The sequence below is a fragment of the Exiguobacterium sp. s36 genome (assembly GCF_018618345.1).
GTDB classification, from domain to species: domain Bacteria; phylum Bacillota; class Bacilli; order Exiguobacteriales; family Exiguobacteriaceae; genus Exiguobacterium; species Exiguobacterium chiriqhucha.
This window is the reverse complement of record NZ_JACSLW010000004.1, coordinates 13,957-37,815: the sequence shown is the minus strand read 5'-3', so window position 1 is coordinate 37,815 and position 23,859 is coordinate 13,957. Positions and strand designations below refer to the sequence as shown.

Genomic DNA, 23,859 nt, shown 5'->3' with positions numbered 1-23,859 from the left:
ATGAAAGTGTTCATCGCCCTGTTCCTCCTCTTTCTTATTGAAGGGACATGGGCCGCCATCTTCTCATGGCACTATGTGACGCCGTTCTTGTATTTGACACTGATCGGCTTGATGTACGTCGGTTTGTATGGTCGCTTCGAGGCGGCGTTCGGATTCGGACTCGTCTTTGGACTGTTGTATGACATCGTCTATACCGACTTGCTCGGAATTTACTTATTTACTTTTTCACTCATTCCTCTCTTAGTCAGCTTCGTGTTAAAATATATAGGTGAGAACTTCTTCTCGGTCGTCATCACGTTCACGTTCATGATTCTCGTGTTTTCCTTCGGGATCTTTAGCGTCATGACGGCGGTCGGTGGGACGACCATGACCATTCAAACACTATTAGTTGAACAGATTCCAGGGACGCTCGTCGCCAACGCTGTCGCCATCGCATTGTTATACGTGCCGATGACACGATACGTGGCGCCGCGACCTGTAGCGAAAAGAGGGTAGCCATGATGGAGCGTAAACGACATATTACGATAAAAGGACATCGCAACGGTATTGCAATCCACTTCAATCCACGGAGTGGCATCGATGAGGTGCTCGGAGAGCTTGAGGCCACGTTACAAGAAATGGAGCCGCCCTCTGGGAAGATTGCACTCAAATTGCACGCGGGTACTCGTTATTTAGACGAGGAGCTGTCACGTCAAATTCGTGAAGTCGTCGCTCGTCATGGCGTTTTTTATATCGAGGAGCTATCGAGCGAGGTCATGTTGACCGAAGAAGCGAAAGCGACCTACGGCAAAAAGACGTTCCACTACCATAGCGGGACGATTCGAAGCGGACAAGTGCTCGATTTCGATGGCTCGGTGCTCATTATCGGAGACATCAACCCAGGGTCCGAAGTTCGGGCGACGGGAAGTATCTATTGTTTAGGGACGATACGAGGAAATGTGCGTGCCGGTGTCGAAGGATGGGAGGAAGCGGTCATCACCGCCAGTCTGCTCCATCCGAAGTTTTTAGCGATCGGTGAACACGTGCTCGCGTCGGACGACGGCGAAGAGCTTCCGGAGATCGAGATGGGATGCGCATATCAGACGAATCAGGGTATTGAAATGACGCGTCTCCGTCAAGTCATGACTGGGCTGAAAGACGCATATGCAATGGAATTACAGAGAGGGTGAGTTTGATGGAGCAAGTAGTAGAGCCTGTACATACAGCGAAAGAAGTGAAGAAAGGTCGGTCCATCGTCGTGACGTCTGGGAAAGGTGGCGTCGGGAAGACGACCACGACCGCGAACCTCGGGACCGGCCTCGCATTGTCTGGTCACTCGGTCTGTCTCGTCGATACGGATATCGGTCTTCGTAACCTCGACATCATCTTAGGACTCGACAACCGCAGCATCTATAACCTCGTCGACGTCATCAACGGCCAATGCAAATTGCATCAGGCGCTCGTCCGTGACAAGCGGTTCGAAGAGATGTATCTCTTGCCTGCGGCCCAGTCGAAAGACAAGACATCGGTCCAACCGGAGCAAGTGAAAGAGATCATCGACCAGTTGAAGACAGAATATGATTTCGTGTTGATCGATTGCCCGGCCGGCATCGAGCAAGGCTTCATGAACGCCATCGCCGGCGCCGATGAGGCCGTCGTCGTGACGACGCCTGAGAAGGCGGCCGTTCAGGACGCGGACCGGATCATCGGGATGCTCGAGCAAGCGGAACATGTCGCTGCGCCGAAATTGATCGTCAACCGCGTCAAGAACCACCTCGTCGAATCAGGGGACATGCTCGACATCGATGACATCATGCGCATCTTGTCGATCGACCTGCTCGGCGTCGTCGTTGACGATGAAGAAGTCATCGCCGCCGCGAACCGCGGGGTACCGGTCACGATGAACCCGGATAACAATGCCGGACAAGCGTACCGCAACATCACGCGCCGGATTCTTGGGGAGTCGGTGCCGCTCATGTCGATTCAGACCGAACAAAAACCGGTCGGCTTCTGGACACGACTCATGATGAAATTTGGAATGAAAAAAGCCTAAGGCAACGAAAGTTGCCTTTTTGTGTCGAAAGGAGAGACGCATATGCGATTGATCTATGAACGGACCCCGTCCATCGAACGGGCCATGCTCGTCGACGGGGAGCGTCTGCTCGAAGTCGAGGAACGCTTCATCGACCAACTGTCGATCGGGACGATTCTCGAGGCCGCGATCGAACGGATTCATCCGTCGCTCGGCGCCGCGTTTTTGACGACCGGCGAGACGACGCTCTTCTTGCCAATTGCCGAGACGCTAAAAGCGCTCGAGGCATATCCGGAAGTGCCAGCCATCGGTCAGGCGGCCGTCGTCGGTGAGAAGCGGCTCGTCCAAGTGACGAAAGAAGGCATCAACGGCAAACACCATAAAGTGACGGAGAACATCCGCTTCGGCGGACGGTATATCGTCTACTTCCCTTATGGTCGGCGCCAGTTGTATAGCCGCAAGCTCGATTTCGTCACCCAGGACCGGTTATCGAAAGTGTTCGACCTCGAAGAAGCAGAAGGGGTATTGTTCCGGACCGAGTCGGGGCAGGCAAGCCCTGAAGACCTTCAAGAAGAGCTCGACTTGCTCCGGACGCGTGCCAAGGACGTCATCACGGCACGCGGGGGACAGGATGAGCTGTTGTGCGAGCAGTTCGTGCGACGCCATGCGGTCGAATCGGTCATGTTGAATGACAAGGAAGCGCAGGACCGGTTGACGCGTCTCGAGGTCAACGTCGAGCGCCATATCGGCAAAGGCCGGATGAAAGAAGCTGTCCGGCTCGACGGGGCAATCGAGAAGCTGGGTCAGCGTGTCGTCTGGCTCGAAGGCGGCTCGTACGTCTTGATTGAACAAGTCGAGACGATGACCGTCATCGATGTCAACAGCGGCAAGAACGTCGCCGTCAAAGACAAGGGGCGCGCCGCCGACACGATTAACGAGGCCGCGCTCTACGCCGTCATGGAACAGCTCCGGTTACGCAATATCGGCGGTATGGTCGTCATCGACTTCCTGAGGGGGTCAAAGGATGGACAAGCCCGGCTCTTGAAGAAGATGAAAGAGCTCGGTGCCCGCGATCTGCGCCGTGTCGAAATCTACGGCTTCACGCGCATGGGTTTGTTCGAGCTGTCGCGAGAACGGACCGGACGTTCGATGCAAGACCGGATGACCTATAACGGTAACCCGTCGAAGCTTGCCGTCTTCTCGCAGCTGGAGCGGACGCTGATGGAGCTCGCGCCTCAAGCCGAGGGTGTCGTCGTGACACTCCCGAGCAAGTGGCATGACGCGTCGTGGGACGCTTTTGACTGCACGGTCTTCCTCGTCGACGGGGAACCGGATGTGGCGTTCTACGGGACGCTCGAGGAATGTCAAAATTTCGTATCTCGTCATTGACAATGATTGAACGAGAGTGGTATTATCTATAACGTTAGTTCGTTTGGAAGCACCCAAATGGCTACAACCGCACAGAACGGGTTGAAATGGTTTCGCCCTGCCCTGGATGGCGAGTCTGAGTTTAATAAGGAGGTGCACGTATATGTACGCAATCATCAAAACTGGTGGTAAGCAAATCAAAGTTGAAGCAGGTCAAGAGATCTACATCGAAAAACTCGATGCTGATGTCGAGGGTACTGTAGAATTCGGTGAAGTTCTTTTCGTTGGTGGTGACGATGTTAAAGTCGGAGCTCCACTCGTAGAGGGCGCTAAAGTCGTAGCAACTGTCGTTAAACACGGTCGCGCGAAGAAGATCACTGTCTTCAAAATGAAAGCTAAGAAAAACTACCGTCGTAAGCAAGGTCACCGTCAGCCTTACACGAAAGTTCGCATCGAGAAAATCGAAGCGTAAGCTATGATTCGAGTAATGGTCAGACGAGACGAGACGAAGTCGATTCGTTCCGTTGAAGTGACAGGTCACGCCAACTTTGCTGAACCCGGTTCTGATTTGGTCTGTGCCGGCGTTTCTGCCATCATCTTTGGGGCATATAACGCTGTCGAGGTACTTGCCGGTCAATCGCTTCTTGTAGAAATGGCAGACAAAACAGAGGGTGGCTACTTTTATGTCGAGACATATCCTGACGTATCACCGGAGGACATGACTCGCACCCAACTGTTATTAGAAGGGATGCTCGTGCAACTAGACACGATCGCCCATAGTTACGGTGATTATATCCAAATTGAACAATAGGAGGTGGACCTCATGTTACAATTGAACCTTCAGTTCTTCGCATCGAAAAAGGGAGTAGGATCGACTAAAAACGGTCGTGACTCGATTTCGAAACGCCTCGGCGCTAAACGCGCTGACGGACAGACTGTTTCAGCTGGATCGATTCTCTACCGTCAACGCGGTACGAAAATTCACCCAGGTGAAAACGTCGGCCGTGGTGGCGACGACACATTGTTTGCAAAAGTTGACGGCGTAGTACGCTTCGAGCGTCTTGGTCGCGACAAGAAACAAGTGAGCGTTTACCCAGTTGCGTAAGTAGAACCACGCAGAAGACTCTAGCCACTTATTTGGTTAGAGTCTTTTTTACTAGTTTTACTAGGAGAGGATTTCATGAACTCACAAGCAGCACTGAAACTATTATCGACCGTCCGTCACGAATGGATGAATCGGCTTCAGATGATCTCCTTGTACGCGGCGCTCGAGCCTGAAAAACTTGAGGAGCTGTATGAGCGATATCGTCAGCACGCCGACGAGGAGAGTGCGCTCATTCGCTTGGACATGCCGACGACGAGTCTCGTCCTCATGCAAGCGAACTGGGAAGGGCGGTTGACCTATAAGGTATCGGCCGACCGCGTGTCGCTAGACGACGCGCGCGTGGCGGACAAGCTTGTCCGTCTTCTGTCAGGAACGGATGGACCGATTCATGTGACGTTCACGGACGGACTGATGGTCCGCGTCTTCGGTCACGTACCGGACGACGTGTTCACGTCAGATGAAGTGTACGAGCAAACAGTAGAATGTTCTACGTTCGTTATAAAGGAGGGGAATTAAATGTTTGTCGATCAGGTTAATATTTTTGTAAAAGCTGGAGACGGCGGTAAAGGGATGGTTGCATTCCGCCGCGAGAAGTATGTTCCAGACGGTGGACCAGCAGGAGGAGACGGAGGTCACGGTGGTGACGTCGTCTTTGAAGTAGAAGAGGGATTACGTACACTCGTTGATTTCCGATTCTCGAAAAAGTTCATCGCCCATGACGGTGAAAAAGGGATGTCGAAAGGCATGCACGGACGAAAAGCGAAGCCGCTCGTCGTCAAAGTCCCACCAGGTACGATCGTGTTCGATGCACAAACAGATACGGTCATCGCCGACCTTACCGAGCACGGCCAACGGGCCACGATCGCCAAAGGTGGACGCGGGGGCCGCGGGAACTGTCGTTTTGCGACGCCATCTAACCCGGCACCAGAGATCGCCGAGAACGGGGAGCCAGGTCAAGAGCGTGAATTGCGCCTTGAGTTGAAATTGCTCGCTGACGTCGGTCTTGTCGGATTCCCGTCAGTCGGGAAATCGACGCTCTTGTCAGTCGTCTCGTCGGCACGCCCGAAAATCGGCGCGTACCACTTCACGACAATCACACCGAACCTCGGTGTCGTCAAGACGGCAGACGACCGTGACTTCGTCATGGCCGATCTTCCTGGACTCATCGAAGGGGCGAGCCAAGGCGTCGGCCTCGGTCACCAATTCTTGCGTCACATCGAGCGGACGAAAGTCATCGTCCACATGATCGATATGAGCGGCATGGAAGGGCGCGACCCGTTCGAAGACTACACGACGATCAACCGCGAGCTCGAGTCGTACAACTTACGTCTCCTCGAGCGTCCGCAAATCGTTGTCGCCAACAAGATGGACATGCCGGATGCGCCGGAATTACTTGAAGAGTTCCAAAAGAAAATCGGAGACGACGTCAAAGTCTTCCCGATCTCGGCACTCGCCAAAGAAGGACTTCGCAATCTGCTCATCGAAGTAGCTAACCTTGTAGACTCGACACCTGAGTTCCCACTCGAAGAGCTCGAAGAGAAGACGGCCACACCACGTGTCGTTTATCGTTACGAGAAGGAAGAGAAGGGGTATCAGATTCATATTGATGAATACGAACGCTTCGTGATCACAGGGCCTCGTATCGAGAAGCTCTTCAAGATGACGAACTTCGATCACGACGAATCAATCAAGCGCTTTGCGCGTCAAATGCGTCAAATGGGCGTCGATGACGACCTTCGCAAGTTAGGTGCCGAAGACGGCAGCGTCGTCGCCATCTTGGACTTTGAATTCGAATTCGTCGAATAATCTTTTTAATTAGGAAATGGAGTGTGAAGTAAACGTGGACCCTGTGCCCTCGTCTAGTTTAATTCTTTATGTAGTTTTAGTTATGTTGTCAGCCTTTTTCTCTTCTGCCGAGACCGCGCTCTCGAGCGTGAACCGTGTCCGGATGATTCGTATGTCGGAATATGGGGACAAGGGCGCCAAGCGCGTCCTTCACCTCGTCGACCGCTTCGACGATACGCTCTCGACGATTCTCGTCGGGAACAACATCGTCAACATCGGGGCGGCGACCGTATCGACGGCCATCGCCACGAGTATTTACTCGGGCGGGACCGGCCTCGTCATCTCGACGTTCGCGACGACCGTCATCATCTTGATCTTCGGTGAGATTTTACCGAAGTCGCTCGCGAAAGAGTTCGCCGAGAAGTATTCGCTTCTCATCAGCGGCATCTTGCTGTTCCTCGTCAAAATCTTGAAACCGGTGACGATGATTTTCACTGGCTTGAAGAAGTTGGTACTCCGGATGATCGGGATGAACGAAAAAGAACCGTCGGTGACGGAAGAAGAGTTGAAAGTGCTCGTTGATATGGGAGAAGAAGAAGGGGTGCTCGGCGAGACCGAAGCGGAACTCGTGCATAGCGCCTTCGCCTTCAACGACATCACTGTCGACGATGTGTTGACGCCGCGGATTGATATCCTCGCCGTCGACATCGACGATACGCTCGAAGAAATCAAAGACACGATCTTTAGCGGTGGGCATTCTCGTCTACCGGTATATAAAGACTCGATTGACAACGTCATCGGGGTGTTGTCAGAACGTGATTTCCTTCGTTCGATGATGCGGGATGAAGTGACGGACGTTCGTTCGCTCATTCGTCCGCTCACATACGTATCACCGCAGACAAAATTAATTGAACTGCTCCCAGTCCTTCAGCAAAAACAATCGCACATGGCGATCGTCCTCGACGAGTTCGGTGGGACGGCCGGCCTCATCACACTCGAAGACATGCTCGAGGAGCTCGTCGGAGACATTTGGGATGAGCACGATGAGTCGATCGTCTATCTCAAACGACTCCGTGACGGCGTCTACGAGTGTATGGCCGACATGGATGTCGATGAGTTTGCGGACGAGATGGGAATTAAAGAACCTGAAGTAGATGCCAACACGATGGGTGGTTGGATCGTCGAACTGTTAGGAGACATTCCAGAGAAAGGTGCGCGTGTCACGTATGAAGACATGACGTTCACCGTTCTCCACGTCGAAAAGCGTCGGATTCGCAAATTGCTCGTCGAAACGGGTCAATCCGAAGCGGCGGAACAAGCGTAAACGAACAAAGGAGGGATCGCCAACCGGCGGTCCCTCCTTTTGTTTATACAGTATGATGGCGCTCGACGCGTTCGAGCAACTCGTAAGGGCGTACTTTATAGATGGCGTGCGGCATATACGTCGGGTCGATCGCATCAAGCAGGCGCATCTGGAAATGATCGCGCTTGATATAGTCGCCGACGTTCGAGGCGTCGACCTTGAAGAAGCCGACTTCTTGCGTCTCGCCTTCTTGCGGTTGCAGGTCGCCCGAGACATAGCGGGCGCGGAACGTGACACAGAGTACGCGTGAGGATACGTTTTGATAGATGCCGGTGATCCCATCGACCTCGATCTCAATCCCGGTCTCTTCTTTTACTTCGCGATGCACGGCGTCGACAATCGACTCATGTTCCTCGACTTGTCCTCCCGGCATCTCATACGTATCGTTCCGATGCGTGTTCTGAACGAGGAGCACCTCGCCGTCGGCGTTCGTGACATAAGCTGTCACGGAGACGATGGTGCGCGGTGGTGTGTAGTGACCGGTCGGCATCATGAACTCCTCGCTCGACTTGATATATAAATCTTTGCCGAGACGGGCCCGCTTCTTCATCGCCTCGCGGCGCAGGCTGCTCGAGCGGTAATCGCGTTCGACTTGTTCGTAATGCTCGCGGTCACGATATTCCCAGAGGGCCATGACCTCGTCCTTGTCTTCGGTCACCCAACGACCGACGAGACGGGCGCCGTGCGATACCTGTATCGGATACAGGTATGTATGGAAAAACTCGGTGAATTCATCTAAGCGTTCAGGACGGATGGTGTACGTTTTTCGACGATGGAACATGGTAATTCCTCCTTTGAAGGTGGTAATCTCTATTCCGAGAAAAAAACGCTTTCCTCACTATTCTTAATTCGGTACCAGATCCGATTTTCCCTCTATTCAAAAAAGTCAGCTCGAGCGAATCTGCTCAGGCTGACTTTTTAAATAGACGCGGATTCGCGCGGATATAGCGGATGAGGACATATAGTCCGATGGCGGTGCCGACGTATGGCAAGAACCCGTGCGTGACTTCGCCGATATGACGCCAATTGCTACCAAGCATCATCCCGAGTTTGACGAACACGAACGACCAGACGGCGAAGACGACGACGGTCACCGTCAAAAATTTCCGGAACGACAAGCGCATGACGCCGGCGCTGACGGCGAACAGTTGGCGCCAAATGACGCTCAGACAGACGATCCAGGCGCCATACGTATCGAACCATGTCTCGGCGCGTTGTTGCTTCGCCTCACTGATGCGAAATGACTTGTAGAGCCGAAGGGCGACAGGACGACCGCCGTAACGGCCAATCCAATAGAGAACGATTTGACTGAGGACGAACGCCGACCACGCGAGGAGGAAGACGAGCAGGAACGAGACGTCGAGAGAACCGATCAAGTGGCCACCGTAGGCGAGCACGAGCTCATTCGGGATGAATTGGATGAAGATACCGAGCGGGACGCTGAAGACGCCGCAGCCGAGCAACAGTTGTTCAAAGAAATGCCACATGACCGTTCCCTCCTTTCCAAATTTTGTACGGTCTTTGTTCCATCCATCAGTATAACGGACATGGACCGAAAGCAAAAGAAAAGATGTCACGTATTTGTGACATCTTAGTCGAGCTCGGAGACGAGGACGCCGAGCCGCTCGAGTTCCGAGACGGCGGCATCGATGGCATCTTCGCTATCGGCCTCGAGCGTGTGGATATGCAAGCCACCCGTCAAATGCGAAAGTGGGGCGGCCTGGTTCGCCTCGACCCGTTCGAGGAAAGCACGGACGTCGCGACGGCTCTTCACCATCAACTGGCCCGTCAACGAACCATAGACCGGATGATCGATGATGACGTCCCGAATCGTGACGCCTTCGTCGACGATGGCGTTCATTTCGGCCTCCATGGCCTCGGCCTCGTGACGACAGACGATTTTACGGGTGTAGGCGGACGGTGACGACTCGCCCGGTAGATAGACGTATCCACGAGCGGTCGCGACGATTTGATGGCCCTTCGCCTTCAAGAGCGACAAGTCTTGGACGACGACTTGTCGGCTGACGGCGACACGGCGGGCGAGTTCGGAGCCGGTGATCGGCTCGGAACTCTGTTCAATCATTTCCAATAATGTGCGCCGGCGTTCTTCACCGGCTAAGCGTTTGTTCATAAGATCCGACTCTCCTTGCTAAAGTGACGATGGCTTCGGCGAGTGCCGTCGTGGCTTCGACGGTCGTGTCTTCACCGAAGGAAATGCGGACGAGGCCGTGGCAGGCGCTCGTCTCATAGCCGAGTGACTCGAGCATCCGGTTCGGTCCGTTCTGGCCGGCCCGACAGGCCGAGCCTGCCGAGACTTGGAAGCCGAGCCCGTCGAGTTCGGTCATCCACCATTGTCCGTCCCGCTGATTCGAGACGAACGAGAAGATGGCGGGACTCTGCTGGTCGAACTCGAGCCAGTCCACGTAAGACGATGTCTTCTCTTTCAAGATAGCACGAAACGCCAAGAAATTTCTTTCATGACGTGTCCGTGCCTCGTGCCGATCTGTGAACGCTTTAACGAACGCACAGATGCCGGGGACGTCAATCGTGCCGGGACGAATGCCGTACTGATGGTGTCCCGGATAATAGGGCGGTGGCAACAGCCGTTCCATATAGAGGCCGCCGACGCCTTTTGGACCGCCGACCTTATGGGCGCTGAACGAATAGGCGTCAATCCCGTCGACCGAGACAGGAATCTTGCCGAGCGCCTGGACGCCGTCGATGTGGAGCAACACTTTCTTATATTTCAATTGACAGAGGATGTTGTGGAGCGGCAGCGTCCATCCGGTATCGGAGTTGACGTGCTGGAACGTCACGAGCCCGATATCACGGTCGAGCAGACGCGTGAACGTCTCTTGGTCGAAGCGACCGTCTTTTAGTTTCAGCCGATGGACGGTCACGCCTTCCGCTTCCCATTCGTCGAGAAGGAGGGCGACCGAGTCGTGCTCTTGCCACGACGTGATGACTTCACTGCCTTTCATGCGCTTACGGAGACTCGTTAGCGCGATATAGTTGCTCTCCGAACCGCTCCCGGTGAAGAGCAGCTTCCCGCGGAGCATGTCGAGCCCGAGAGCCTGCTTCACCAAACGCCTTGCCTCGGTCAAGTAATCTTCGGCGATATATCCGTGCGTGTGGAGGGAAGACGGATTACCGTATACGCTCCGCGCCATGGCGACGTAATGGTCGAGGGCGGATTTTGTCATCGGGTGCGTCGCCGCATAATCAAAGTAACGGTTCATCGTAAAGTTCCCCTTTTCTTATGTTGTCTTCTTCACAAAATTATGCGAAACTAGTTTACAAGTCAACATTACATATGAAAAACAGGTGATATACAGATGTCTTTACAGTTTGAACGGGTCGATGTGTTGATTATCGGGGCCGGTTTGGCCGCTGTGACGGTCGCCCTCCATCTGCCCCGGACGTTGAACGTCCTGCTCGTCGCCAAGCATGAAGTGACGAGTGCGAACTCGGACTTGGCTCAAGGCGGAATCGCTAGCTCGTACTTGGAACCGTCGAGCGTCGACCATGAGCGGGATACGCTCGTCGCCTCGAAACTTGCGGCCGTACCCGACCGTGTTTATACACTCGTCGAGGAAGGGCGGACGGCGATTCAAGAGCTGGAGCGGTTCGGCGTCGTCTTCGATCGCGACGCGACTGGCTACGCGGTCGGTCGGGAAGGTGCCCATGGCATGAATCGAATCTTTCACGCCGGTGGCGATGAGACGGGACGGCACGTGATGGCGACGCTGCGGCGTCAACTGCCTGACAATGTGACCGTCATGGAGCATGTCCTGATCGATACGTTGACGAAAAGCGATGGCCGTGTGAGCGGGGCGACCGGTTTCAACGGTGAGACACGCCTCCACGTTCAGGCCGGGGCCGTCGTCCTCGCGACCGGTGGCATCGGCGGACTGATTGACTGGACGTCGAACTGTCGCTCGGTCACAGGAGACGGGCTCGTCTTGGCAGAATCGGTCGGGGCTCGGCTCACGAACTTGTCTCGGATTCAGTTTCATCCGACGCTACTCGCAGTCGATTCACCCCATCTCGTGACCGAAGCGCTACGCGGGGCGGGAGCCACGCTCGTCGATACGTCCGGGAACCATGTGATGGGACAACACCCGCTCGGTAGCCTCGCCCCGAGGGATGAGGTCGCACGAACGCTCACGAACCATGTCGGACCGGTGTACTTGGATACGAGTCGTGTCGAACGGCTCGATGAGCGGTTCCCGAAACTGGTGGCGACATGTGACGCGCACGGCATCGACATCCGGCGCATCCCGGTCCGGCCGGGACTACATTTCCACATGGGCGGTGTCGACGTCGACGCCTATGGACGAACCAAGGTAGCGGGACTATATGCGGTCGGGGAGGTCGCCGATACGGGCGTCCATGGGAAGAATCGACTCGCGTCAAACTCGTTACTTGAATGCTGGGTGTTCGGGAAGCGGGTGGCGGCGACGATGACTTTGGAGGAGAAGCCGTTCGCGGTGAACGAGACGACCGTATTTGAGGTTTCAGATGATCTGTTCGGCCGCTATCGGCAACAGATTGGGGAATGGCTGACAATCTCGCCGCAACTCGGCAAAATCGTAAGTTTCTTAGAAAATACCCAACAACTGCCACGGACGAAACACGTGACAAGACAATTAAGTGAACAGACATTGAGTATAGAAGCGGCACGGCTTTTGGCTCGTGCCATGATGAGGACGGAGGATGGTTATGAACAAGATTGCTTTGCGCGAACAGCTGACGGCATTTCTACATGAGGACATCGGCTTTGGCGATATCTCGAGCGGACTGATCGATCAGCGCGAGACGTCATTCGCCACGGTCACCGCCAAAATGGATGGGGTGTTCTGTGGCATGGATGTCGTCCTGGAGCTGGCCCAGATGCAACGGCTCGTCGTCGAGTCATGCCAACCGGACGGCACGGTTGTCTCGACTGGAGATGAACTGTTCACGTTGCGGGGCAAGACACGGACGCTCCTCGAGACGGAACGGGTGTTATTGAACCTTATCCAACATTTGAGCGGGATCGCCACGATGACGCGGCGCTGCGTCGAACAGCTCAATGACCCGACGATTGCCGTCACGGACACGCGCAAGACGACACCTGGACTCCGCATGCTCGAGAAGCATGCCGTCCGTTCGGGTGGTGGGAAGAACCACCGGCTCCGGCTCGACGATGCCGTCATGATTAAAGACAACCACATCACGGCACTCGGTGGGATCACGAACGCGGTCGCCCGGGCCCGGATGCTTGCTGGCCACACGACGCCGATTGAAGTCGAGGTCGAGACGCTCGAACAGTTGCATGAGGCGATTGCGGCGGACGCCGACATCATCATGTTCGACAACCGGACGCCAGAAGAACTGAAGGCGTGGCGCGCGCTCGTCCCAAGTCATATCAAGACGGAAGCGTCAGGCGGCATCACGGTCGAGACGATCGCCTCGTATCGCGGTACGGGCGTCGACGTCATCTCAATCGGGCAGTTGACCCATTCGGTGACGGCGCTCGATTGTAGTTTAAATCTCGTAGGAGGAATCAAACATGCAGTTACTCGGAACGATGCCAGCGCTATACGCTGACTTGACGGTTGAACAGATGGAACAACGGATTGAAGCCATTAAAGCACGGCTCGGCAGCCGCCTATTTTTACCGGCTCACCATTATCAAAAGGACGAGGTCGTCCAGTTCGCGGACGCGACCGGAGATTCGCTCCAGCTCGCACGGCTCGCCGAACAGATGAACGAGGCCGAATTCATCGTCTTTTGCGGCGTCCACTTCATGGCCGAGACGGCCGACATGTTGACGCGTGACGACCAGCTCGTCATCTTACCGGATATGCGGGCCGGGTGTTCGATGGCCGACATGGCTGATATCGATCAGACGGAGATTGCGTGGGAAGAGCTGACCGATACGTTCGGCGACAGTATCGTCCCGATCACATACGTCAACTCGACAGCGGCCATCAAGGCATTCGTCGGCAAACATGGCGGGGCGACGGTCACGTCGTCGAACGCCCATGACATCGTGCGCTGGGCACTCGAAGCGGGCGAACGGGTCTTGTTCTTACCGGACCAGCATCTCGGACGCAACACGGCATATGACTTGGGCGTGCCGCTCGAGGCGATGGCCGTCTGGGACCCGCTCCGGGAACGACTCGTCTATGAAGGCGATATTGAGGACGTCCGCGTCATTCTATGGAAAGGGCATTGCTCGGTCCATGAGAAGTTCAACGTCGCCCAAATCGAGGCGTTACGGAAGAACGACCCGGAACGACGCATCATCGTCCATCCCGAGTGCACGTTCGATGTCGTGCAGGCGGCGGACGAGGCCGGGTCGACGTCATATATCATCGACCAAATCGAGGCGAGCGCGCCGGGGACGAAGTGGGCCGTCGGCACCGAGATGAACTTGGTCAATCGACTTGCGGCGACGCACCCTGAGCTCGACATCAATTCGCTCAACCCGTACATGTGCCCGTGCTTGACGATGAACCGAATCGATTTGCCTCATTTGCTCTGGGCGCTCGAGTCACTCGAGACCGATCCCGTAAATATTATTCGCGTCGATCAAGAGACGACAAAGTGGGCGACACTCGCCCTCGAGCGGATGCTCGCACGCTAAGGACAGGCAATCGCCTGTCCTTTTTTCGTGGCGACGGTTATGGTACAATGAATGCAGTTTTCCTATGAAGAGGAGATATGACCGTGATTGAATTCGTAAAAGGCTCCGTCGCCTATGTGTGCGCGGAATATATAACGTTGGATGTTTCGGGCGTCGGCTACAAAGTACATGTGCCTAACCCGTTTTTTTATCGTGAACAAGACGAACATGTAATCGTATTTACGCACCATTACGTGCGCGAAGATCAACAGACGCTGTACGGTTTCCGTTCACGTCGCGAACGCGAACTGTTCAATAAATTGCTCGGCGTCAACGGAATCGGACCGAAAGGCGCACTCGCGATCGTCGCCTCGGGCGATATGGATGCGCTCATCGACGCAATCGAGACTGAGAACGAGAAGTATTTGATGAAGTTCCCAGGTGTCGGCAAGAAGACGGCGAAACAGATGGCGCTCGACTTGAAAGGCAAGCTGTCCGAGCTCGCCCCGGATTATGTACCGAACACCGGACTGTTCGCCCAAGGCGCGTCCGAACTAGACGAGGCGTGCGAAGCGCTCGTTGCGCTCGGTTACTCAGAGCGTGAGATCACCCGTGTCCGCAAGGAACTGAATTCAGAAATATTGACGACAGACGCTTACATAAAGCGCGCCCTGCAATTGCTATTGAAATAAGGAGGAGACCATGGACGAACGATTGTTGTCACAATCCCATCAACAATATGAAGACTCTGAAGAGTGGAGCTTGCGTCCGCAAAAGTTCGAGCAATATATCGGACAGGAGAAGGCGAAAGGAAACTTGTCGATCTTCATCCAAGCCGCGAAGCTCCGCAGCGAAACACTCGACCACGTCCTCCTATACGGTCCCCCGGGACTCGGAAAGACGACACTCGCCCAAATCATCGCCAACGAGATGGGTGTCGGCATCAAGACGACGGCCGGCCCGGCCATCGAACGTCCGGGTGACCTCGCCGCAATCCTCTCGACCCTCGAACCGGGCGATGTTCTGTTCATCGATGAGATTCATCGCTTGAGCCGCACGATTGAAGAGATCCTCTATCCGGCGATGGAGGACTACTGTCTCGACATCGTTTACGGACAAGGCGAGATGGCGCGAAGCGTCCGCATCGACTTGCCACCGTTCACGCTCGTCGGCGCGACGACGCGGGCCGGCATGTTGTCGGCCCCGCTCCGTGACCGCTTTGGTGTCACGTTAAAGCTCGAATACTACGAGACGCATGAGCTCGCCGCCATCGTCAGTCGGACGGCCCAACTGTTCCGCCTGTCGATTTCACCAGAGGCGAGCGGTGCCATCGCGAAACGTGCACGCGGCACGCCGCGGATTGCCAACCGGCTGTTACGCCGGGTACGTGATTTCGCCCAAGTAGCAGGAACGAAAGAAATCGATCCGGTGCTTGCCTCAGACGCACTCGACCGGTTACACGTCGACGCCCTCGGGCTCGACGAAGTCGACCACCGGCTCTTACGGGCGATGGTTGAACGGTTCGGCGGTGGACCGGTCGGACTCGAGACGCTTGCCGCGACGATCGGGGAAGATGCCCAGACGATCGAGGACGTGTATGAGCCGTATTTGTTGCAGCAAGGTTTCCTGCAACGGACGCCGCGCGGCCGCATGATCACCCAGTACGCAAAGACGCATTTTGGCTATGAAGAGGAGTAAACGATATGCAAGACATTCAATTGAACGTAAACGATTATGATTTTGACTTACCGGAAGAACTGATCGCCCAAGTACCGCTCCTCGATCGGACGAGCTCACGACTGCTCGTCCTCGACCGCGACACGGGCGACATCGAGCATCGCCACTTCCGCGACGTGCTCGACTATTTACAGGCAGGCGATGCCCTCGTCGTCAACGACTCGCGCGTGCTCCCGGCTCGACTGTTCGGGGCGAAGCAAGAGACGGGCGGGAAAGTCGAGCTTCTTCTTTTGAAGCAGACGGAAGATGATGTCTGGGAAGCGCTCGTCAAACCGGCGAAAAAAGTCCGCGTCGGCGCCATCGTCGAGTTCGGCAACGGATTGCTCCGGGCCGAATGTGTCGAAGAGCTGCCGGAAGGGGGACGCCGCTTCAAGTTCGATTACGACGGTATCTTCTATGAGATTTTAGATGAGCTCGGCACGATGCCGCTCCCGCCCTACATCCGTGAACAGCTCGACGACCAAGACCGTTATCAGACGGTGTACGCCCGTGAACGCGGGAGTGCGGCCGCACCGACGGCAGGTCTTCACTTCACGGAAGAACTGCTCGCAGCGGCAGAGGCGAAAGGCGTCAAGTTGATTCCGCTCACGCTCCACGTCGGGCTCGGTACGTTCCGTCCCGTCACGGCGGATACGATTGAAGAACACACGATGCACAGTGAGTATTTCGAGCTGTCGGCCGCTTCGGCCGAGGCACTCCGTGACATCCGTGCAAATAACGGACGCGTCTTCGCGGTTGGGACGACATCGACCCGGACGCTCGAGACGATCGTGCGCGACCATGGGGATTTCGTCGAGTCATCGGGCTGGACGGACATCTTTATCTACCCAGGCGTCGAGTTGAAGGCGATTGATGGACTGATCACGAACTTCCATCTGCCGAAGTCGACACTCGTCATGCTCGTCTCGGCGTTCGCGTCGCGCGACATCATCTTGAACGCGTACCGCACGGCGGTACAAGAACGTTACCGCTTCTTCAGCTTTGGAGACGCGATGCTCATCACGAGGAAGGAAGAGAACAAATGACCAAACACGCAGTCACATACGAACATATCCACACATGTAAACAGACGGGAGCGCGGCACGGAATCGTCCATACGCCGCACGGCTCGTTCGAGACACCTGTCTTCATGCCGGTCGGCACGCAGGCGACCGTCAAGACGATGGCCCCGGAACAAGTCAAGGCGATGGGAGCGAACATCATCCTCTCGAACACGTATCACCTTTGGATTCGCCCAGGACACGAAGTCGTCAAACAAGCTGGTGGCCTTCATAAGTTCATGAACTGGGACGGCGCGATTTTGACGGACTCGGGCGGCTTCCAGGTCTTCTCGCTCGCCGATCTGCGCAACATCCAAGAAGAAGGCGTCCATTTCCGCAACCACTTGAACGGCGACAAGTTGTTCTTGTCACCGGAGAAAGCGATGGAGATTCAAAACGCGCTCGGTTCGGATATTATGATGGCGTTCGACGAGTGCCCGCCGTTCCCGGCGACACATGAGTACATGAAGAAATCGGTCGAGCGGACGAGCCGTTGGGCTGAGCGTTGCCTCGCGGCACACGAACGTCCGGAAGACCAGGCATTGTTCGGTATCATCCAAGGCGGCGAGTACGAAGATCTCCGTCGTCAAAGTGCGGCTGACCTCGTCTCGCTTGATTTCCCAGGTTATGCCGTCGGTGGATTATCGGTCGGCGAACCGAAAGATGTCATGTACCGCGCGCTCGAGTTCACGACACCGTTCATGCCGGAGAACAAGCCGCGCTACTTGATGGGCGTCGGTTCACCGGATGCGTTGATTGAAGGCTCGATTCGCGGCATCGACATGTTCGACTGCGTCTTGCCGACCCGAATCGCCCGCAACGGGACGCTCATGACATCGAAAGGCCGTGTCACGATCAAACATGCGAAACATAAGACGGACTTCGGCCCAATCGACGAGAAGTGCGACTGCTACACGTGTAAGAACTATTCACGTGCGTACGTCCACCACTTGATTCGTGCCGACGAGATGTTCGGTCTCCACCTCTGTTCGACACACAACCTTCACTTCCTCGTGAACTTGATGAGTCAAGTACGTCAAGCCATCCGCGAAGACCGTCTTTTGGACTTCAAGGAAGAGTTTTTCGAAGAATATGGGTATAACAAACCAAACGCCAAGAATTTCTAATTGTTCTAACAGCGATTATGTGACAACGTTTCAGTTTCACGGTATAATGAACCTGATATTGAAGGAAAGGGTGAATTTTACGCATGGAAACTCTCGTAGCACTATTACCGATGATCCTTATTTTCGTCGTGTTCTACTTCTTGTTGATCCGTCCGCAGACGAAACGTCAGAAGGAAGTACAATCGATGCAAAACGCGCTTGAGCGTGGGGATCACGTCGTAACAATCGGCGGCCTTCACGGCGTCGTCCACCAAATCGAAGACACACAAGTCACATTGAAATGTGACCAGTCACTCCTCAAGTTCAATCGCAGTGCGATTGCTGAAGTGACGAAAAAAGGCAACTCATCATTCGCTGAGTAACCAAACCACGCCTGACCATCCCTGGTCAGGCGTCTTTTTTTTGTCATACTTTGAAAAATGATTTATTTTTGACAAACTTCGTCAATCCGACGAATCATCCACCTTATTTCCAAAAATCAAATTGAATCGTGAAAACGTTTGCATTATCGTCAAGTTGAGAAGAGTTGGAAAGAAGGAGAAGAAGACATGGATGTGAAACGATTGCTACGCCCACTCAAAAATTGGAAGGTACGACGTCGCCCTGACCGCGTGAAAGGACGCTCGTCGATGCGCCGTAAGATGGCGATGGCGCTCGTGCCGACACTGATCGCCTTATTGATCGTCGGTGCGCTCGGCTCGTATCAATTACAGAATGCGACGTCAGAGTATGACCGCGTCTTGAACGAGCGGCTCCAAGATATGCTCGTCGCCGAAGATTTGGCGTTGACCGTGACCGATGCCGAGCGTTATTTGAACTACTATCTGCTCGTCTCGAACCCGAAGACACTGATTAGTCTCGAAGCGGCGCAGACAAAACGTGACGAACTGATGGATACGCTCAAGCAGTCGTCGTCAGATTCGAAAGTCATCGCCTGGATCGGTGATCTTGAGAAGTTCAATCAACATCTCGACACGGAAATGGCGCGCATCATCGATCTCCGTCAACAACAAGACGAGATCGGATACAAGACGGTGCTCAATACGAGCGTGACACCGACGACGGATCGCGTCCGGATGACGGTGACCGACCTCGTCACGTATCAAGGCGAAGCGCTCGCAGCTGAGTCGGAAGCGGTCCAGGCGAGTGCCGGGCAGTCGATCATCTGGATGGTTGTCATCAGCATCATCGGCGTCGCTGTCGGTCTACTTTCATTAGTAGCACTCCAAAAGTTGTTCTTGAAGCCGATCAATCGACTCGTGAACGAAGCGCGCGTCGTCGCCGAAGGTGATTTGACCGGGGGTGATATCGAGGTCGGTTCGAACGATGAGCTCGGTGACCTCGTCACGGCGTTCAACGATATGAAACGCAACCTTGTCGGCTTGATTCGTCAAGTCGGGGCGGCCTCAGACAAAGTGACGGCCTACTCGGAAGAACTGTATGCCAGCACGGACCACGTCGCCACGACGACGCAAGGTGTAGCCGGTCTATTTGAACAGATGAACCTTGCCGCCCAAGTGTCGGCGAAACGGGCCGAAGAAGGGACGTCCGGCGTCAATCAAGCCGTCGTCGGCTTGAACCAAATCGCCGCTGCCTCGCAAGGCGTGAACGAGCAGACGATTCATACACTCGAAGCGGCGAGTGGGGGACTGGAGACAATTCAGTTGGCCGAGCAGCAAATGCGGGAGATTCAACAAGCGAACGACTTGACGCAACAGATGGTCGAGCGCTTATCTAATCAATCGCTCGAGATTGAGAAAATCACTCGTTCCATCACGGCCATCACTGAACAGACGAACCTGCTCGCCTTGAACGCGGCGATTGAAGCGGCTCGGGCCGGGGAACACGGCAAAGGGTTTGCCGTCGTCGCGGCCGAGGTCAGAAAACTGGCCGAAGAATCGAAACAGTCGGCAAAACAGATTCAAGCGGTCGTCGTCGATATTCAGCGCGACACGTCGGAAGTCGAGGCGGCGTTCGATGTCACGAGCCAGCATGTGACAAGCGGTGTGATCCAAATGGGCGAAGTCGCCGGTGCGTTCCGTGAAATCGTCACCGTCATTCAAGAGACGTCCCGTCAAATGAGTGAGATTGCGGCAGCGACAGAAGAAGTAAGTGCGAACACGACCGAGGTCGCCGTCTCGGTCGAAGATATGTCAACGAACGCCGTCTCAACGCAACGAAGCGTCGAAGAGGCGGGCGCGAACGTCGAAGAGCAACTCGCCGCGATTCAAGAAATCAACGGCATCGCCGAGACGATGAGTCATATGTCGGTCGAGTTGAAAGACCTCGTCCACTTGTTTAAGGCATAAAAACAGCGTCTCCTCGACAATCGAGGGGACGCTGTTTCGATTACATCAACAATATCAGGCTTGCTGCCATGACCATCATACCGGCGACCATGCCGTACACCGCATGGTGGGCCCGTCCGTATTCACGAGCGGCTGGGAGCAATTCATCGAGCGAGATGAACACCATGATGCCGCCGACAGCCGCGAAGATAATTCCGAATACCGTGTCGCTCAAGAACGGCATCAACAACAGGAAGCCGACGGCCGCGCCGATCGGTTCAGCGAGTCCGGATAAGAAGGACAGTTTCAGCGCCTTCTTCCGAGAGCCGGTCGCGTAGTATATCGGGACCGAGACGGCGATCCCTTCCGGAATGTTGTGCAGTGCGATGGCGATGGCGATCGCTAAACCGACGGCCGGGTCATCGAGGGCCGAGATGAACGTGGCCAAACCTTCCGGGAAGTTATGGATGGTGATGGCGAGTGCCATGAAAATCCCCATCTTATGAAGCCGCTGCTTCGTCTCGTGATTCAATGGGACGCGTTCGGTCGCCGTCGTCGCGAGTTCTTGGGACGACGGGTCGTTTTGCATCGTCTCGACGAATTTGACTTCATGCGGGTTCTCGGGAGACGGGATGAACTTGTCGATCAAGGCGATCAACAGCATACCGCCGAAGAACGCGAGGACCGTATAAAGTGTCCCGGTCTGCTCGCCATGGGCGCCGACGAGTTCATCGAGCGCTTTTGGGAAAATCTCGATAAAGGATACGTAAATCATGACCCCGCCTGAGAAGCCAAGGGACACCGACAAGAAGGCTGTGTTGGTCCGTTTGGCGAAGAAGGCGATCATACTTCCGATCCCCGTCGCGAGTCCAGCGAACAACGTCAGTAAAAAGGCATAGATAATCGTGCTATCCATTGAAAAGGACTCCTTTACGTGTAGTGTAAGTTGATAATCACATCATAGCTCAAGTTTTGCCCTAATGCAACTTTTAGTCGCATACGCAAAAAAAGCGTGGGAAATCAACGCTCCCGTGTTACAATTTTAGGAAAACGATTGATAAATGTTTAGAATATTTGTAATGTTAACGAGAGAAGTTTTTTTACGAGAACATGTGTTTAGAAAGGAATTTGTCGTATGTACAAAAAAGGGAATATCGCGATCTTTGCGGTCATCATGATTGCAACGATCCTACTCGCCGTCTTGACGACACCATGGGTCGTGAAGAACACGAACCTTGGCCTTGACCTCAAAGGCGGATTTGAAGTGCTGTACGAAGTCCAGCCGCTTGAAGACGGCGATGTCATCGATCAATCTGCGATGAATGCAACCGTTCGCGCTATCAACAACCGGGTCAACGTGCTCGGTGTGTCTGAACCGGACATTCGGATTGAGGATGATAACCGGATCCGTGTCCAACTCGCGGGTGTATCGAACCAAAACGATGCCCGAGAAGTGCTCTCGTCGACGGCGCAGCTTACGTTCCGCGACATCGATGACAACGTCCTGCTCGACGGAAAAGATCTCGCGCCGCGCGGCGCCTCAATCAGCTACGATCAGCAAGGCAACCCGGTCGTTGAATTGACGCTCCAATCGGCAGAACAGTTCGGTGAAGTGACGTCTGAGATCGCTCAGCGCCCGGCACCGGAAAACCGCCTTGTCATCTGGCTCGATTATGAGGAAGGTGACTCGTACGAAGAAGAGATTCAAAAAGAGAACTCGAAAATCGTCTCGGACGCTTCGGTCAACGGACCGATTCTTTCGGATAAAGCCATCATCTCCGGTGGAGATATCGACGCCGAGAGTGGTCAACGTCTCGCTGACATCTTGAACGCCGGGGCACTCCCGGTCAAACTTGAAGAGATTTACTCGACGTCGGTCTCGGCCCAATTCGGTCAAGATGCACTTGAAAAGACCGTGTTCGCTTCGGTCATCGGTGTCGTCGCTATCTTCTTGTTCATGTTGTTCTTCTATCGTTTACCCGGTCTCGTCTCGATCATCACACTCATTTTGTATATCAATTTGATTATGTTGTTCTTTAACGGGATTAACGCCGTCTTGACGCTCCCGGGGATTGCCGGTCTCGTCCTCGGTATCGGTATGGCAGTCGATGCCAACATCATCACGGCCGAGCGAATTAAAGACGAACTCCGCTCAGGGAAGTCGGTCCTATCGGCGTTCCGTGCCGGTAACCGTCGCTCGCTCAGTACGATCATCGATGCCAACTTGACGACGCTCATCTCGGCAGCGGTCTTGTTCTATTTCGGAACGAGTTCCGTCAAAGGGTTCGCGCTCATGCTCATGATCTCGATCGCGATGACGTTCATCTCGAACGTCTTCATCTCGCGCTATTTGATGCACCTCCTCGTCGCAAGTCGTCTCTTCGACAAGCGCAAAGGCTGGTTTGGTGTGAAGGAGAGTGAAATCCGTGAACTTTAAGCTCACTGAATTAAACTATATTAAACCGATGCGCACGTTGTTCCTCATCTCATGTGCCGTCGTCATCATCGGGCTCGGGATCTTGTTCTTCCGCGGCTTGAACCTCGGAATCGACTTCGCGTCTGGAACGCGGGTCGAAGTCCAGACCGAGTCGCAAGTGTCGCAAGACGATTTAGCGGCCGCCTTCACCGAGGCAGGCGTGGATGAAGACATCTCTTCTGTCCAATATGCAGAAGGCGGGACGCTCGCGAACGTGACGTTCGTCGGGCAGCTCACTCAAGATGAAGTCGCTTCGGTGAAGACTGTGTTCACGGAGACGTTCGGGAACGACCCGAACATCAGCACCGTCTCAGCCGAAGTCGGTCGAGACATCGCCCGTAATGCGATTTATGCCGTCTCGCTCGCATCGCTCGGGATTATCTTGTATATCACGTTCCGCTTCCAATTCTCTTACGGTGTCGCCACCGTCGTCGCCATGCTCCACGATGCGTTCTTCATGCTTGTGGCGTTCTCGATTTTTGGCATCGAGGTCAACTTGTACTTCGTCGCCGCTATCTTGACGATTATCGGTTATTCGGTCAACGATACAATCGTTACGTTCGACCGGGTGCGCGAGAACATTCAAGCGTATGAGAAAGAACGGAAAATCAAGACGATGGACGAGTACCGTATGATCGTGAACAAAGCGATTCAAGAGACGATCGTCCGCTCGATCAATACGGTCGTCACTGTATTGTTCACCGTCATCGCCTTGTACATCTTTGGTGCCGAATCGATTCGCGGCTTCTCGCTCGCGCTTCTCGTCGGCCTCATCATGGGAATGTACTCGTCGATCTTCATCGCTTCGTACCTTTGGTTGCTCATCAAAGGTATGTCGCTCAACAAAAAGAAATCAGCTGCCCCAGAGGCGTAACCACTGGTCTCCCGAATTAATCGGGGGACCTTTTTGAATGTCAAGACGGCACTTCACTCGCTCGTTCTGATA

The 23,859-nt window shown here is 54.6% G+C and carries 26 protein-coding genes and 1 other annotated feature; of the genes, 21 read left to right on the top strand and 5 right to left on the bottom strand.

The window, feature by feature from the left end; all coding sequences use genetic code 11:
- The 10 genes from mreD to KNP95_RS09845 all read left to right on the top strand — a co-directional run bounded on the left by mreD (position 1) and on the right by KNP95_RS09845 (position 7,593).
- Positions 1-495 carry a rod shape-determining protein MreD gene (mreD, locus tag KNP95_RS09890; protein WP_052013683.1) on the top strand — a complete coding sequence of 165 codons (495 nt, stop codon included), beginning with the start codon at positions 1-3 and terminating at the stop codon, positions 493-495.
- Positions 496-500: 5 nt separating this feature from the next.
- Positions 501-1,169 (top strand): septum site-determining protein MinC, encoded by a 669-nt coding sequence (locus KNP95_RS09885; RefSeq protein WP_021066880.1) that lies wholly within the window; start codon positions 501-503, stop codon positions 1,167-1,169.
- 5 nt (positions 1,170-1,174) lie between these two features.
- Positions 1,175-2,032 carry a septum site-determining protein MinD gene (gene minD, locus KNP95_RS09880; RefSeq protein ID WP_021066881.1) on the top strand — a complete coding sequence of 286 codons (858 nt, stop codon included), beginning with the start codon at positions 1,175-1,177 and terminating at the stop codon, positions 2,030-2,032.
- Between the two features lie 42 nt (positions 2,033-2,074).
- Complete coding sequence (locus KNP95_RS09875; protein ID WP_214836875.1) at positions 2,075-3,400, top strand: ribonuclease E/G; 1,326 nt, start codon at positions 2,075-2,077, stop codon at positions 3,398-3,400.
- Between the two features lie 55 nt (positions 3,401-3,455).
- Positions 3,456-3,527, top strand: a sequence feature (ribosomal protein L21 leader region).
- A 15-nt stretch (positions 3,528-3,542) separates the two neighbouring features.
- Positions 3,543-3,851: a 50S ribosomal protein L21 gene (gene rplU / locus KNP95_RS09870; protein ID WP_016508528.1), complete on the top strand. Its 309-nt coding sequence runs from the start codon at positions 3,543-3,545 to the stop codon at positions 3,849-3,851.
- Between the two features lie 3 nt (positions 3,852-3,854).
- On the top strand, positions 3,855-4,190 hold the full coding sequence (locus KNP95_RS09865; RefSeq protein WP_031200131.1) for a ribosomal-processing cysteine protease Prp: 336 nt from the start codon (positions 3,855-3,857) through the stop codon (positions 4,188-4,190).
- Positions 4,191-4,202: 12 nt separating this feature from the next.
- A complete protein-coding gene (gene rpmA, locus KNP95_RS09860; RefSeq protein WP_016508537.1) occupies positions 4,203-4,484 on the top strand; it encodes a 50S ribosomal protein L27 in 282 nt (93 codons plus the stop codon).
- A gap of 75 nt (positions 4,485-4,559) precedes the next feature.
- Entirely contained in the window at positions 4,560-5,000 is a 441-nt protein-coding gene (locus KNP95_RS09855; protein ID WP_021066884.1) for a Spo0B domain-containing protein, read from the top strand.
- Positions 5,001-6,290: a GTPase ObgE gene (obgE, locus tag KNP95_RS09850; RefSeq protein ID WP_021066885.1), complete on the top strand. Its 1,290-nt coding sequence runs from the start codon at positions 5,001-5,003 to the stop codon at positions 6,288-6,290.
- Positions 6,291-6,306: 16 nt separating this feature from the next.
- Complete coding sequence (locus KNP95_RS09845; protein WP_285801150.1) at positions 6,307-7,593, top strand: hemolysin family protein; 1,287 nt, start codon at positions 6,307-6,309, stop codon at positions 7,591-7,593.
- Between the two features lie 43 nt (positions 7,594-7,636).
- Here the strand turns inward: KNP95_RS09845 and KNP95_RS09840 are convergent, their stop codons facing one another.
- The 4 genes from KNP95_RS09840 to KNP95_RS09825 form a co-directional block, all read right to left on the bottom strand.
- Positions 7,637-8,413, bottom strand: a complete 777-nt coding sequence (locus tag KNP95_RS09840; protein WP_058763233.1) for an NUDIX domain-containing protein — start codon at positions 8,411-8,413, stop codon at positions 7,637-7,639.
- 124 nt (positions 8,414-8,537) lie between these two features.
- Complete coding sequence (locus tag KNP95_RS09835; RefSeq protein ID WP_214713909.1) at positions 8,538-9,119, bottom strand: DedA family protein; 582 nt, start codon at positions 9,117-9,119, stop codon at positions 8,538-8,540.
- Between the two features lie 104 nt (positions 9,120-9,223).
- Positions 9,224-9,763, bottom strand: a complete 540-nt coding sequence (locus tag KNP95_RS09830) for a transcription repressor NadR (protein WP_021066889.1) — start codon at positions 9,761-9,763, stop codon at positions 9,224-9,226.
- Positions 9,741-10,871, bottom strand: coding sequence for a cysteine desulfurase family protein (locus tag KNP95_RS09825; RefSeq protein WP_214836868.1), 1,131 nt, complete (start codon positions 10,869-10,871; stop codon positions 9,741-9,743). The genes KNP95_RS09830 and KNP95_RS09825 overlap by 23 nt, the downstream gene beginning before the upstream one ends.
- A 96-nt stretch (positions 10,872-10,967) precedes the next feature.
- On the opposite strand from KNP95_RS09825, the gene KNP95_RS09820 reads away from it, so the two are divergent.
- From KNP95_RS09820 to KNP95_RS09780, 9 genes are all read left to right on the top strand, one after another.
- Positions 10,968-12,401 (top strand): L-aspartate oxidase, encoded by a 1,434-nt coding sequence (locus tag KNP95_RS09820; RefSeq protein ID WP_131471099.1) that lies wholly within the window; start codon positions 10,968-10,970, stop codon positions 12,399-12,401.
- On the top strand, positions 12,355-13,224 hold the full coding sequence (gene nadC / locus KNP95_RS09815; RefSeq protein WP_021066892.1) for a carboxylating nicotinate-nucleotide diphosphorylase: 870 nt from the start codon (positions 12,355-12,357) through the stop codon (positions 13,222-13,224). Before KNP95_RS09820 ends, nadC begins: the two co-directional genes overlap by 47 nt.
- Entirely contained in the window at positions 13,187-14,266 is a 1,080-nt protein-coding gene (gene nadA, locus KNP95_RS09810; RefSeq protein ID WP_214803073.1) for a quinolinate synthase NadA, read from the top strand. The genes nadC and nadA overlap by 38 nt, the downstream gene beginning before the upstream one ends.
- 83 nt (positions 14,267-14,349) lie before the next feature.
- Positions 14,350-14,937, top strand: a complete 588-nt coding sequence (gene ruvA, locus KNP95_RS09805; protein WP_021066894.1) for a Holliday junction branch migration protein RuvA — start codon at positions 14,350-14,352, stop codon at positions 14,935-14,937.
- Positions 14,938-14,947: 10 nt separating this feature from the next.
- Positions 14,948-15,943: a Holliday junction branch migration DNA helicase RuvB gene (ruvB, locus tag KNP95_RS09800; RefSeq protein WP_021066895.1), complete on the top strand. Its 996-nt coding sequence runs from the start codon at positions 14,948-14,950 to the stop codon at positions 15,941-15,943.
- Between the two features lie 20 nt (positions 15,944-15,963).
- Positions 15,964-17,007: a tRNA preQ1(34) S-adenosylmethionine ribosyltransferase-isomerase QueA gene (gene queA / locus KNP95_RS09795; RefSeq protein WP_087576471.1), complete on the top strand. Its 1,044-nt coding sequence runs from the start codon at positions 15,964-15,966 to the stop codon at positions 17,005-17,007.
- Entirely contained in the window at positions 17,004-18,149 is a 1,146-nt protein-coding gene (tgt, locus tag KNP95_RS09790; RefSeq protein ID WP_021066897.1) for a tRNA guanosine(34) transglycosylase Tgt, read from the top strand. Before queA ends, tgt begins: the two co-directional genes overlap by 4 nt.
- Positions 18,150-18,232: 83 nt before the next feature.
- Positions 18,233-18,511, top strand: a complete 279-nt coding sequence (yajC, locus tag KNP95_RS09785; protein ID WP_021066898.1) for a preprotein translocase subunit YajC — start codon at positions 18,233-18,235, stop codon at positions 18,509-18,511.
- Positions 18,512-18,697: 186 nt separating this feature from the next.
- On the top strand, positions 18,698-20,458 hold the full coding sequence (locus KNP95_RS09780; protein WP_214803076.1) for a methyl-accepting chemotaxis protein: 1,761 nt from the start codon (positions 18,698-18,700) through the stop codon (positions 20,456-20,458).
- Between the two features lie 40 nt (positions 20,459-20,498).
- Here KNP95_RS09780 and zupT read toward each other — a convergent pair whose 3' ends face one another.
- Entirely contained in the window at positions 20,499-21,353 is an 855-nt protein-coding gene (gene zupT, locus KNP95_RS09775) for a zinc transporter ZupT (protein ID WP_214803078.1), read from the bottom strand.
- A 219-nt stretch (positions 21,354-21,572) separates the two neighbouring features.
- Between zupT and secD the strand changes: the two genes are divergently transcribed.
- The gene (gene secD, locus KNP95_RS09770; RefSeq protein WP_131471102.1) at positions 21,573-22,874 is read left to right on the top strand and encodes a protein translocase subunit SecD; all 1,302 of its coding nucleotides are present in this window, start codon (positions 21,573-21,575) and stop codon (positions 22,872-22,874) included.
- Positions 22,864-23,787 carry a protein translocase subunit SecF gene (gene secF / locus KNP95_RS09765; protein WP_214803080.1) on the top strand — a complete coding sequence of 308 codons (924 nt, stop codon included), beginning with the start codon at positions 22,864-22,866 and terminating at the stop codon, positions 23,785-23,787. Before secD ends, secF begins: the two co-directional genes overlap by 11 nt.
- The last annotated feature ends 72 nt before the right edge of the window (positions 23,788-23,859 follow it).

What these genes read in the sequence shown, in the direction of transcription:
- mreD (WP_052013683.1), top strand. Translation starts at nt 1, where the DNA reads ATGAAAGTGTTCATCGCCCTGTTCCTCCTCTTTCTTATTGAAGGGACA.
- KNP95_RS09885 (WP_021066880.1), top strand. Translation starts at nt 501, where the DNA reads ATGGAGCGTAAACGACATATTACGATAAAAGGACATCGCAACGGTATT.
- minD (WP_021066881.1), top strand. Translation starts at nt 1,175, where the DNA reads ATGGAGCAAGTAGTAGAGCCTGTACATACAGCGAAAGAAGTGAAGAAA.
- KNP95_RS09875 (WP_214836875.1), top strand. Translation starts at nt 2,075, where the DNA reads ATGCGATTGATCTATGAACGGACCCCGTCCATCGAACGGGCCATGCTC.
- rplU (WP_016508528.1), top strand. Translation starts at nt 3,543, where the DNA reads ATGTACGCAATCATCAAAACTGGTGGTAAGCAAATCAAAGTTGAAGCA.
- KNP95_RS09865 (WP_031200131.1), top strand. Translation starts at nt 3,855, where the DNA reads ATGATTCGAGTAATGGTCAGACGAGACGAGACGAAGTCGATTCGTTCC.
- rpmA (WP_016508537.1), top strand. Translation starts at nt 4,203, where the DNA reads ATGTTACAATTGAACCTTCAGTTCTTCGCATCGAAAAAGGGAGTAGGA.
- KNP95_RS09855 (WP_021066884.1), top strand. Translation starts at nt 4,560, where the DNA reads ATGAACTCACAAGCAGCACTGAAACTATTATCGACCGTCCGTCACGAA.
- obgE (WP_021066885.1), top strand. Translation starts at nt 5,001, where the DNA reads ATGTTTGTCGATCAGGTTAATATTTTTGTAAAAGCTGGAGACGGCGGT.
- KNP95_RS09845 (WP_285801150.1), top strand. Translation starts at nt 6,307, where the DNA reads ATGGAGTGTGAAGTAAACGTGGACCCTGTGCCCTCGTCTAGTTTAATT.
- KNP95_RS09840 (WP_058763233.1), bottom strand. Translation starts at nt 8,413, where the DNA reads ATGTTCCATCGTCGAAAAACGTACACCATCCGTCCTGAACGCTTAGAT.
- KNP95_RS09835 (WP_214713909.1), bottom strand. Translation starts at nt 9,119, where the DNA reads ATGTGGCATTTCTTTGAACAACTGTTGCTCGGCTGCGGCGTCTTCAGC.
- KNP95_RS09830 (WP_021066889.1), bottom strand. Translation starts at nt 9,763, where the DNA reads ATGAACAAACGCTTAGCCGGTGAAGAACGCCGGCGCACATTATTGGAA.
- KNP95_RS09825 (WP_214836868.1), bottom strand. Translation starts at nt 10,871, where the DNA reads ATGAACCGTTACTTTGATTATGCGGCGACGCACCCGATGACAAAATCC.
- KNP95_RS09820 (WP_131471099.1), top strand. Translation starts at nt 10,968, where the DNA reads ATGTCTTTACAGTTTGAACGGGTCGATGTGTTGATTATCGGGGCCGGT.
- nadC (WP_021066892.1), top strand. Translation starts at nt 12,355, where the DNA reads ATGAACAAGATTGCTTTGCGCGAACAGCTGACGGCATTTCTACATGAG.
- nadA (WP_214803073.1), top strand. Translation starts at nt 13,187, where the DNA reads ATGCAGTTACTCGGAACGATGCCAGCGCTATACGCTGACTTGACGGTT.
- ruvB (WP_021066895.1), top strand. Translation starts at nt 14,948, where the DNA reads ATGGACGAACGATTGTTGTCACAATCCCATCAACAATATGAAGACTCT.
- tgt (WP_021066897.1), top strand. Translation starts at nt 17,004, where the DNA reads ATGACCAAACACGCAGTCACATACGAACATATCCACACATGTAAACAG.
- yajC (WP_021066898.1), top strand. Translation starts at nt 18,233, where the DNA reads ATGGAAACTCTCGTAGCACTATTACCGATGATCCTTATTTTCGTCGTG.
- KNP95_RS09780 (WP_214803076.1), top strand. Translation starts at nt 18,698, where the DNA reads ATGGATGTGAAACGATTGCTACGCCCACTCAAAAATTGGAAGGTACGA.
- zupT (WP_214803078.1), bottom strand. Translation starts at nt 21,353, where the DNA reads ATGGATAGCACGATTATCTATGCCTTTTTACTGACGTTGTTCGCTGGA.
- secD (WP_131471102.1), top strand. Translation starts at nt 21,573, where the DNA reads ATGTACAAAAAAGGGAATATCGCGATCTTTGCGGTCATCATGATTGCA.